Annotated in this window: 4 protein-coding genes; 1 reads left to right on the top strand and 3 read right to left on the bottom strand. The window is 51.0% G+C overall.

Annotation, left to right across the window (positions count from 1 at the left end):
* Nucleotides 1–435: 435 nt before the first annotated feature.
* From ABUL11_RS09990 to ABUL11_RS09980, 3 genes are all read right to left on the bottom strand, one after another.
* Entirely contained in the window at nt 436–1,794 is a 1,359-nt protein-coding gene (locus ABUL11_RS09990; protein WP_350283710.1) for a KamA family radical SAM protein, read from the bottom strand.
* A gap of 415 nt (nt 1,795–2,209) precedes the next feature.
* The gene (locus ABUL11_RS09985; RefSeq protein ID WP_350283709.1) at nt 2,210–7,393 is read right to left on the bottom strand and encodes a hybrid sensor histidine kinase/response regulator; all 5,184 of its coding nucleotides are present in this window, start codon (nt 7,391–7,393) and stop codon (nt 2,210–2,212) included.
* 76 nt (nt 7,394–7,469) lie between these two features.
* The gene (locus ABUL11_RS09980; RefSeq protein ID WP_350283708.1) at nt 7,470–9,503 is read right to left on the bottom strand and encodes a methyl-accepting chemotaxis protein; all 2,034 of its coding nucleotides are present in this window, start codon (nt 9,501–9,503) and stop codon (nt 7,470–7,472) included.
* A 965-nt stretch (nt 9,504–10,468) separates the two neighbouring features.
* On the opposite strand from ABUL11_RS09980, the gene ABUL11_RS09975 reads away from it, so the two are divergent.
* Nucleotides 10,469–11,344 (top strand): LysR family transcriptional regulator, encoded by an 876-nt coding sequence (locus ABUL11_RS09975; RefSeq protein WP_350283707.1) that lies wholly within the window; start codon nt 10,469–10,471, stop codon nt 11,342–11,344.
* Nucleotides 11,345–11,458: the final 114 nt, after the last annotated feature.

Raw genomic sequence — 11,458 nt, 5'->3', positions numbered from 1 at the left:
CCAGTTAAGATTATTTTCTCTTAACTGGATTGTCCGGACTCATTAGACCATGTCAAACAGCCTGGCTAAAGCTTAAGGGCTTATCCCGAACTCAGGTTACGTTAAGCGTTCGAAATGCGTTTCCGCAATACAGTGAATCGTGCATAAAATCCAATACCCAGCAATCGTTGACCTTATTAGCCAGATTCCAACGGTTGGCGTTGGCGGTTGGGAATTCATTTTCTGATTCGTTTTGGCAGATTCAGTTGCATATGACAATACACGCGGTGTACGCGTTTATGGTTCCACTTGTAACCATTCAGGTGTAACCGGGAAAAACACTTATGTCAGGATTACTGAACTACAGTTTTCGCAATTAGGATTCATCACCCTGAAAAAAAGCCCATAGCAACTGCTGTTACCATGAGCTTTCTCTCCTATCGGATAAATAGTCGGTTACATTCCCTGCATGGCGTTGTATTCATCAGTGAAGAAAAACTTCTCCTCACCAAAGGCCGGTTTGAGGTCATCAAACCAGGTGGCCTCGGGATCGTATTTGGCAAAGAAGACGCGTTGTACCCAGTCGGGGTTGCGGCCCTGGATAAAGCGCAAGACAAAGACTTTCTCGCCATTCAGCTCAACGATGCCCTGGATTTCCACCTTGCCGGGACCGGCGCTCATGGACGGACCGCGTACCGTGCGTGCCAGTCCTGATACTTGCTGGATAGCTTCACGGTAAATCTGGTAGGTGCACTCCAGCGGGACTTCAAAGTAGCGTTTGGCACCGGTATCGCGCTCAACAAACATGTAGTAGGGAATGATGCCCATGCCCACCTGCATGCGCCACATTTTTGCCCAGACGGCCGGATCGTCGTTGATGTTGCGCACAACCGGGGCCTGGGCACGAATCACCACGCCCGCCGCACGGATGCGCCTGACCGCCTCGCGCACAATGGGTGTATCCATTTCACGCCAGTGGTTGAAGTGCGCCATCAGGGCCACATGCTTGCCCGCTTTTACCAGCTGCTCCAGCAGCGCCAGCAGCTCGTGTGCATCCTTGTCGGTGACATAGCGCTGCGGCCAGAAGGTCAGCGACTTGGTACCGATGCGGATGTTCTGCACATGTTCCAGCGCCGGGTGCAGCATGGCTTCCAGATAGGCTTTCAAGTGATGGGTTTTCATCACCATAGGATCGCCACCGGTTATCAGCAGATCAGTGACATCCTTGTGGCCGACCAGATATTTGTGCAGGTTGCTGGCTTCATTGCTGGCAAAGCGCAACTCCTTGTCGCCGATAAATTGCGCCCAGCGGAAGCAAAAGGTGCAATAGCTATGACACACCTGCCCCTGGCTAGGGAAAAACAGCACGGTTTCGCGGTATTTGTGCTGTGTGCCCGGCAGAGGGTCGTCGTGAAAAACCGGCACATTCATTTCCTGCTGTCCGGCAGGATGGGGGTTCAGTTTGCTGCGAATATCGACAGCAATCGCCTGGATCTCGCTGCGTTGCGCATCGTGGCGCAATGCCTCGGCCATGCGCTCGAAATCCTCCGGTTCCAGCATGTTGCGCTGGGGGAAAGTGAGCTGGAAAACAGGATCTGCCGGTATGTTATTCCAGTCAATCAGTTCGTCAATCACATATTGATTGACACGAAACGGCAGGACATTGGCCACTACATGCATTTCAAAACGCTGCTCTTCTGTAAACCTCTCCAGCGGCCTGATTTTGTCCAGTTGCCGCTCGGTATATACCTGGAATCGGGTATTTTGAGTCAATGCTTCATGACCCGAAGCCATTATTTTTATAGCATGATTCATGGGTTTCTCCACTCTACGCAAGCACCCCTGAAGCCTTGACGCGGTACTCGCTTGGATTGGGTCCCCGCAGGGAAGACAATTACCCGGAACGGCCGGGCAATAAAAAGCGGCATCGACAACCTGGGTTGCCGCAATCGCCTGATACCTGAAATCGATTCCACAAAGCTCGGAAAGTATCCGAAAAGGCACCTTTTCTGAGAAAGGACGGGAAGGGTAAATTATTTTTTGCCTTGACTCAAATTTTTCTGCACTATTTTTTCCCTGTCAAGTGTGTGCACGGGTTCAAGATGTTCAAGAGCATCTCTGTATCAGGTACTTACACCTTGTTTTGTGTATCCCCTATCCTGTTTGCAGAGATAGACCTGTTTATATTTGAACCCAAACTGCTCCAGTTTTCTCCATGACCGAATTCATATCACCCTTTGATCAGGCGTTCGATATGGTGTAATAACTCTTCCTCCTGATAAGGCTTGCCCATGAATTCATTTACACCCAATTCTTCCGCCACTTTACGATGCTTATCCGCGGTGCGAGAAGAAATGATGATGATCGGAAGGGTATGCAATTGCGGATTGTTCCGTACCGTCCGGATCAGCTCAAAACCGTCCATGTGCGGCATTTCGATATCGACCAGCATGATCGCGGGCGTCGTTTCACGCAACAGTTGCAGCGCTCCCACCCCATCTTTAGCAATCAGGATTTCATAGCCTTGCCGTTCCAGCAAACGGCTGGTGACTTTGCGCACCGTCAATGAATCATCGACGATCATCACGACCGGTGCGGTGGCGGAGGGATGAATATCCACGGCCTTGACCGGTGCAGTCGGCCCTGCAGACAGCAGCTCCTGCACCTGCTCGCGCTGCAGCAGTCTGACCGGGTCGATGATCAGCACGACGCTGCCATCTCCCGTGATAGTAGCGCCTTCGATACCTGGTGCACGGGATAATTGCGGGCCGATGTTCTTGATTACCACTTCACACTGACCGGCCAGCGCATCGGCATGAACAGCCAGCCGCTCATGTCCTGCCTGCAATAACACAATACGATTGTGACGTCGTATTTCAGGAAAAGTATGCGGCACGCCCAGCAAGTGCGGCAAATAGACCAGCGGGAAACGATTCCCCTCCCATGTCAGATAGTGTTCCCGGTAAGCTGCACCAAGTGCTTCTTCATTCATTTCCAGCACATGTGCCACGATCGCAGACGGAATGGCATAGGTACTGTCGGCTGCCCTCACCATCAGCGCTTGCGTTACCGCCAATGTCACCGGCAGACGCAACGTGAACGTAACACCATGGTTCTTTTCCGAGGTAACGGTGATATTGCCACCGATCTCGCCCAGCTCATTTCTGACGATATCGAGACCGACTCCCCGCCCTGCCATAGCCGTTACATTGTCGAGCGTGGAGAATCCATGTGTAAAAATCAGCGGATACCACTGTTCATCATCCTGTGCATTTTCCGGACCATCCAAGCCAAGTTGATGTGCCTTGTCACGGATACGCCCGGCATCCAGCCCGACACCATCATCCCGCAGCTTCATGACGATTTCACTGCCTTCCTGATGCAAATCGAGTGTGACCTGACCGGTTTCCACCTTGCCGGCCTGCAGACGTTCTTGGGGTTTCTCGATGCCATGTACCAGCGCATTGCGCAGTAAATGTTCCAGGGGAGAACCAATTTTATCGAGCATACTCCGATCGAGTTTGATATCCTCTCCCTGAATTATCAGGCTGGCCTGTTTGCCGGTATCTTTTGCCGCTTGTCTGACGACACGGTAGAAGCGTTCAGAATAATGTCTGAACGGGACGGTACGAATACGGACCAGATCCTGCTGTAAACGGCGATTCAGATGTGCCTGCTGATCCACTGCCATATCGGCGGCACGCCGCATTTCACGCAGGCTTTTATGGATGGTAACCACATCATCCATACTTTCTGCCATCAGCCGGGTCAATTCCTGGAAACGTGTGAAATGATCCAGCTCCAGCGGATCGAAATCAGTCTGCTCAATCGAGGGTAGTGTGCCGGATGGAATCCGGATTTCAGCCAGCAGCTCGATTTCACGCAACTGACCGCGCATACGATCCACACTTTCACCCAGGTCCTGCAAATATTGTTCCAGATCATACAACTGCGCCTCGATCCGGGAACGGATGAGGCTCGATTCGCCCGATTCGTTGATCAGGCGATCTATCAGTTCCGCATCGACCCGCAGAATAGTTTTGTGTACAGGTTGATCGCTATCTGCAGATACAGGAAAAACGGGGAAATCCGGTACAGTTTCCGTTGCCGGCTGGAGCAGATCCGATCGTATCTCGGTTTCTTCTATTGGTGAAACATCATGCTTCGGCACAGGTTGTAAGGATGACCGTAACCGTTCGATATCGTCCAGAATGGTATCGAACCGGGCTTCAAGCTGATCGAGCAATGTCGCAGGCACAGTCCGGTCGTATACAGACTCGATATCGCTTTCCATCTGATGTGCCTGATCACTTACCTGCCGTGCACCGGCAATGCGGGCGCTGCCTTTCAGTGTATGCAATGCGCGTAATACTGCCTTGCGTGCAGTAGCTTGCTCGGGCTGTCTGCGCCAAGCTCGCAGGTTTGCTCCAATTTCGGATTGCAGCTCCTGTGCTTCTTCAAGAAATACTTCCAGTAATTCCCGATCCACACCGGCAGGTTCAGCCCCGGATTCGGTTTCAACCGGCTCGATTGATGAAACCGGCAATGTAACGGCAGGCGCCTGTAACAAAGCAGGTGCAATCTCTGCCAGCATTTCGCTCACCCGTGATTCGGCAGCAGATTCAGATTCAACAGATCCGGGTACAGCCGGCTCTGTTTCAGGCATTTGAACAGATACTTCTTCCAGCAGATGCGCCAGCTCATGCGTCGTTTCTTCTCCCGCCCGTAACGTTTCGACCGAAGGATACTGATGGTTGCAAAGAGCTGTCACCATGTCGTCCAGCAAATTTACGGCTGCTGTCATGTGAGACAGTATCTGCGGCCCTGGCATGCCTGAAGTCGTCAGCAGCCGATTGAACCAGCGTTCCAGCATCTGTCCGATCTGTGCGATGCAGTCCAACCCCAAGGCACGTGCAGTGCTGGTCAGGGTATGTGCCGCCAGCATCGATTCATGGGAAACCGACAGAATGGTATTGCCTCCGGACAATCCAAGCGCCTGCTTGAGAGTATCAACATGAGTACTGGCTTCCTTGATAAAGATACTGAACAGCTCGGCCGGTACCTCGATCTTCCCGATTTGCACCACCGTTTCCGTTGCAGGTTCAGCTTCCACAGCAGGCGGGGATACCACGCCTTCTACCGCCCATTCAGGGCTTGTGCCCTGTTCAGAGACAGTGGATGTGGAAAGTGTGGGAGACGCAGCGCCAATGATCGGCTGTTCTTCCGTGCCGTACATCATTTCTCTGATCCGATTGAGCAGGGATTGCGCCCTGATATCGGCAGTACCGTTCTTTCTCAGGCTGGCACACCAGTTGCTGAACTGCCTGTGGCTTTCCGCCAGTAAATCCAGAAGCACACCGGTTGCCGGTTTCTGCTCACTCAGCCAGCGATTCATAAGTTGCTCGATACGCCATGCCACTTCACTCAGGGCTTCCAGTTTCACCATGCGACCACTGCCCTTGAGGGTATGAAAGTCGCGGCGAATGGCTATCAGTGCAGCCAGATCCAGATGATCGCTGTAACAGGCTTCCAGATGCGCTGCAATGCTTGCCAGTACATCAGCGGATTCGTCGAGAAAAATCGCCAGCAGTTCGGGGTCATACAACTGATCCGTGATGACTTCAGAGGGAATTTCAGGAACGATTGATGCCGGTTCGGCAGAGATTGCCGGAATATCCTCCGACAGAGATTGCACGGTCAGCTTCTGATTGAATTGGTTGATCGTCGCAGTCAGAATTTCCTCGGAATCTGATTGGGCATTTCTGAGTGCCTCGATATAGAAACCGAGGCCGCTCAGTGCATCAGCCAGCAGAATCTGTTCAGCCTGATCCAGCGGTCGATCCGGATCGATCAGTTTTTCAACGAGATCACGGCATGAATCGAGCAGCGTACCGGCCCGATCCAGTTCGAGCATAAGCAATACGCCGCTGATCTGCTTGAACAGTTCCGGCAGAACCGGCAGATCGTTCCGTATTTCCGGTTCAAAAAAGAAACGATCGAGGATATCTTCGACCTGGGCCAGATTGGCGAGCACTTCCTGTGCCACCTGCTTGAGCAGCTTTTTTTCCTGGGCGAGATGCCCTGCCTGATCCGGACTGGGCAGATCAGGCAGATTATCTTCATTCCCCTTTCCGGTAGTCACCGTACGTATACGGGTAGCCAGCGCTTCGACCTGTGCTGGAAATTCCAGTGACAATCGGTGGAAATTGTCGATGGCGTTCTCAGTCAGCAACAGAGATGAAGCGATGTCGAGAGCAATCCCCTCGTTCATACTCTGCGGGCGAATACGGAGATAGGATAAAGCTCCATGGATGACACCCGCCAGTTTCTCCAACGGTGGACAATTTACTCGCGCGATCTGAGTTCTGAACCGTTCGACAAGCGTCAGCAGCGAGGAAAGAATTTCCTGATTCTCTGCGTCGAATCTACGCCACCGATCATTGATATCCTCCAGCAGAACACGCATGTTTTGCAGATCCGAGGCAGTTGCCTCTTCATCCATGATGGATTCGTCGAGATGCTCCCGGTTGTCTATTGTGGCCAAAGGAATCCGCCAGTCATAAACACGACCGATTTCCTGCAAACGTTCACTTACCGGCTGACTGCGAGCTACCCGGTAAAGCAGTTCTCTCGTCAGGCGATCAGCGACGGTATGCGATTCCTTGTTCAGATGCCGGATCTCCTGTTCGATCTTGCCGCATAATCTGCGGGCAGATTTGTCGGCAACCTGCACCTGATGCAGCAGACTGTCCAGAAAGCCCGAAGAGATCCACCAGAATCTTCGTTGTTCGATGGGAGCAGGCAGCTTCTCGATCGAACGCACGGCTTCCACCATTTTCTGCAGACTTTGTCTGTCTTCCGCATTTTTCAGCCAACTCAACAAGCCTGACTGGAACTGCGCGCGCGCCTGTTTAGCAGTCTCCTGTCGAGAGGAATCATCCAGATCCGGCGCCACTGGTTGCAACGGTAACGATTCACGTATATCCGGGAAAAACAGATCACTTTCGGAAATTTCTTCCAGCCCCTGTATTTGCATGATTTTCCGGTAGATCGGAAACAACCGGACCGGGTTATCCACCTCACCATCAATCAACGCATCCAGATAACGATAAATGGAACGGATTGCCTGCCGGGTAGCGGTCAGCACCTGCGCATCCGGTTCAATACGCTGTTCCTGCAGGACAGTAAGCAACTCTTCCACATTATGGCCGACGAACGCAACGCCGTTCAGCTCCAACATTTCCAGCATGCCATTCAGCTGATGCATGTAGTAGCGGCATTCCTCGATCTGCCTGGTATCGTCGATATCCGTGGCATAGGAATCAAAATGACGATGGATCAGGGTAAAAATCTGCTCGATGGCTTCTCTGATCCCCATGACGGATGAGATGTTTATCCTGGTTGCAGTATTCATGATGCGATCTTATTGAGTCCTGAAGTTGATAACGGATATTTCTGCCTTACTGAGTGTGAACTTATATGATGCGCTGTCATACCTTGAAACTGGCAACGGATGATTTCAAGTCGGTGACATGCTCAGCGATCTGCTTGATGGAATCAGCATTCTGCTGGGTACCCCGGGAGGTCTGACGCGTAATGGACAAAATCTCCTCCATGCTTTTGGCTACTTTATTGGAAACACGGTTTTGCTTATGTGTCGCTTCGGTAATTCGAATCACCAGTTGCGCCAGGCGTTTCGAAACTGTTTCGATTTCTTCCAGGGCACTTCCCGTGGTATTGGCGCGCCTCGCACCTTCAACCACCCCTGCCGTACTGCGCTCCATGGCAATGATGGTATCTTGCGCATCCCCCCGGATATTACGAATCAGCATACTGATCTGACGGGTCGCTTCGGCTGAGTGTTCAGCCAATCGCTGTATTTCCTGAGCGATGACAGAAAACCCTTTTCCGGCCTCCCCCGCTGCCGTGGCCTGAATAGAAGCATTCAATGCTAGGATATTGGTCTGTTCAGTAATATCTGAAATCAGGGTGACGATCTCACCAATCTCCTGAGAACTTTCTCCCAGCCTCTTGATCCGTTTGGAAGTTTCCTGAATGTAAACTCGGATTTCATTCATACCGGCCATAGCATCCTGAACGGCATTGGCACCATTCTCCGCTGCATGCAGCGTCTGCCTGGCCACATCCGTACATTCTTCTGCCGAACCGGCTACCGCCTCCAGCGATTCGGCGATTCCCAGTACGGCAACCGTGGCATCTTCGATTTTGCCTGCCTGTTCCTGAGCGGCATTCAACAGGGCGGATGAAATACTTTCTGCCTGATGGGAAGCATTCATTACCTGGGAACTGGCATGATTCACTTTCCTGACCAGCTCCTGCAATGCCTCGATGGTCAGGTTGATCGAATCGGCAATCGTACCGGTCACATCTTCGGTGACGGACATCCGGGCGGTCAGATCTCCTTCTGCCGGTATTTCCATTTCATCGAGCAGACGCAGTATCGCCTTCTGGGTGGTTTCGACATTTTGTTCGCTCTGGTGAATATACTTGCGCAAACTGGTAGAGAACAAATGAATGAATACCAGGCCACTGACGACGGCTAGTACCACCATCAGATAGAACAGCGCGGTTGTGTGCATGTCCTCATTATTGTTGTGCGCAGTAATTGCCTGTTCGATCTGACTGATCAGTGTCGACAAGCTGTCGCTGGCCGAGAAAGTCTCATGCATTGCATGCCAGGCACCGGTGACTTCCGGTGTCAATCTCTGCGCAACACGCAAAAGATCTTCCAGTGCATTGAACTGGATACGAATCTGGGACAAGGTCCCGGAAGAAAGCTGATTGCCCCGCACGGTCGAATACAGCCAGTCTCGCCCCTTTATCAAAGTCTGAATCATCTCGGTCATCTGTTCGGATTCGGCTGACTGTTGATCCACTGAACCCGAGACCTGAAACCCGCCTTGTATCAGGGAACGGACATTTCCGACAATGAACTGGACAAGAATTTTTACAGTTTCGACTGCCACTGCCTGATTGGATGCGTGCCCTGTCTGTGTCAGTTCGACGGAAAATTCCTGCAGCTTTCTTTGTAAACCATGATTGACCAGGTCCACTCGTTTGAGAATCTCCGCCAGATTGACCAGGGCTTCCCGGCTTTCCAGAATCTGACGCGCCCGATTCTCTTTTATGCGCAATGTATTCTGAAATGTCTTGAATAAATCAGCGGGCAGCAGTTCAGCTACAGCCGGGAGAGTTTTCCGTTGATATTCCCCCCCGTATTGCAGCAGGGTTGCATAATGATTCAACTGGTCGAGGTTATTGCGCAATTGCACGAAAGCCTGCTCGTTACCACGCAGTGCTTCCGGAGAAACGATGGTCAGGTGCTGGATACTGGCATGAATACGGCCGATCATTTCAAGTGAATCGGTATGAGTGCGTGCCTGTTGAGTATCGATGCGCAATATGATCAGCGCAACCGACAGAAATAGAACGGACAGTACTCCGGAGAACCACGATTGGCGGAAGATCTTCAAATATTTCGTTACCGGGAGCAGTACAGTCATATCATTAGGATCGTTATAACCTGTCATACGCTGGAAATAAACCTTGTCTTTGATGGAACTTCTGTCAAAACCACTCCCTTGGCACTCCAGAGAATTCCTGAAAAGCCGATATTATGATGACATAATTCCAGTGTAATAGGATAGCCGCAGCCCTTCAGCTGCAAAAATTGGAAAAAATTCGTAAAAATCTTCTTTATCGCGCTTTTGAAACGAGGTGCTTCTATTCTGCAAAGCCAGTCACATCATCGTCTTATAAAACAGGCAGGATGATAGGCTGTTATTAGCCAGATGAATAAATGGAAAAGACAGAAACAGCCAATTCGGCTCAAGTATTCTCTGAAAAACAATCAATTCCTCAGCGACAATTCAAAGATTGAAGATCAAGTTGGCAATTCGCTCCCGTATCGATTCTTGTACGACCAGATAGGTATCAAGATTCCTGGGGCGACCCCGGTGTATCGAGATTTCAACATGCCAGGAGATGGTAGGGAGATCACTTTTGACAACTTGATCTCACCGGAAGTGATCAGGAGGGCTAAATGATGATAATCGACCTTAATGCTAAAGTAGAGGGTTTTCAACCAGAGCACCTGGCAAGCGTTGTATAAGTATATAGGCAAGATTGTTGCACGTTATGCAAAGTCAGAGCGTTCGGCATTGTGCAGGGAGTCGCTGTAGTGACCGAAATAGAGGAAGTGGTTACCTGCAGCTGCACCGCACCTGCCAGCCAGTTTTCGACACCGTTCAGGTATTGGTCGCCGCCTTCTTGGCAATTGTGCCCCTGGCAGCCGGACTCAACAGAGAACTAACACAAGACCGAATAGCCTGATATTCACGCTTCTTTTTAATACTTCCCTTATTTCCTTCATGATGGTTTCCACAAAAGAGTGAAATTCTCCATTGCTTCTTATATAGAACAAAGACTGCTCTTGGGATAATATTGCTCCATCAATGGAGCATTAGATATGGAATTTTTGAACGACATGGCCCTGTTCGTGGAAGTTGTCAAGGCTAAGAGCTTTCGCGGTGCTGCCGACACTATCGGAATGCCGAACTCGACCCTGTCACGACGGATCAGTACTTTGGAAAAGACGCTTGGATTACGTCTTTTACATCGCACAACACGCAAGATCATGTTAACCGAGGCTGGGCAGATTTATTACGAGCGCTGTAAGCGCATCGTTGATGAAGCCAAGCTCGCGCATGAGCAACTCAGCGAAATGGTCGCACAGCCCAGTGGCATTCTACGTGCTTCACTGCCTGTGGATTTTACTGTGACCTACATGGCACCCTTGGTCGCCGAATTTGCAAGGCTCTATCCGGGCATCGTCTTCGATTTCGATCTTACGTCACGATGGGTCGATCTGGTGAGTGAGCCTTTCGATGTAGCAATCCGCATAGGGAAACCAGAGAATTCCCAATTGATCGCACGTCCATTGGCTGTGCTCCCTGCGTACCTTTATGCTTCACCCCGTTATCTTGACCGCTCGGGAGAGCCTGCCGAGCCTGCTGATCTGGCGCACCATGAGTGTCTGAGCATCATGAAGGCTGACACGTGGACACTGCACGATGGGGTTAACACCACAAAAATTTCTATTGGTAGCCGGTTCACACTCAACAGTGTCGGGATGATTTGCCGCTTGGCAACACTCGATATGGGCATCATCATGATGATGGAAAAAATTGTCGCTGATGATCTTGCCAGTGGGCGATTGCGTCGCGTACTACCCCAATGGCATGGGGCCCCAGTATCCGTCTACGCCATTACGGTAACCCGATTACTGCCCGCAAAAACACAGCACTTCATTAAGTTCTTACAGGAGCATCTAGGCAAGGTTTAGCAAGATGCTAAATTTCCTCTTATGCCGCGCTACCAGCTAAAGATCATCACCATACGCATCAAATCGTAAGAAATTAAGATGAAAAAAGCGCCTTCACCTTTATCAATAAAAAAA

This window comes from Nitrosomonas sp., from assembly GCF_040256045.1.
GTDB lineage: Bacteria > Pseudomonadota > Gammaproteobacteria > Burkholderiales > Nitrosomonadaceae > Nitrosomonas.
This window is presented reverse-complemented; position numbering and strand designations above follow the sequence as displayed.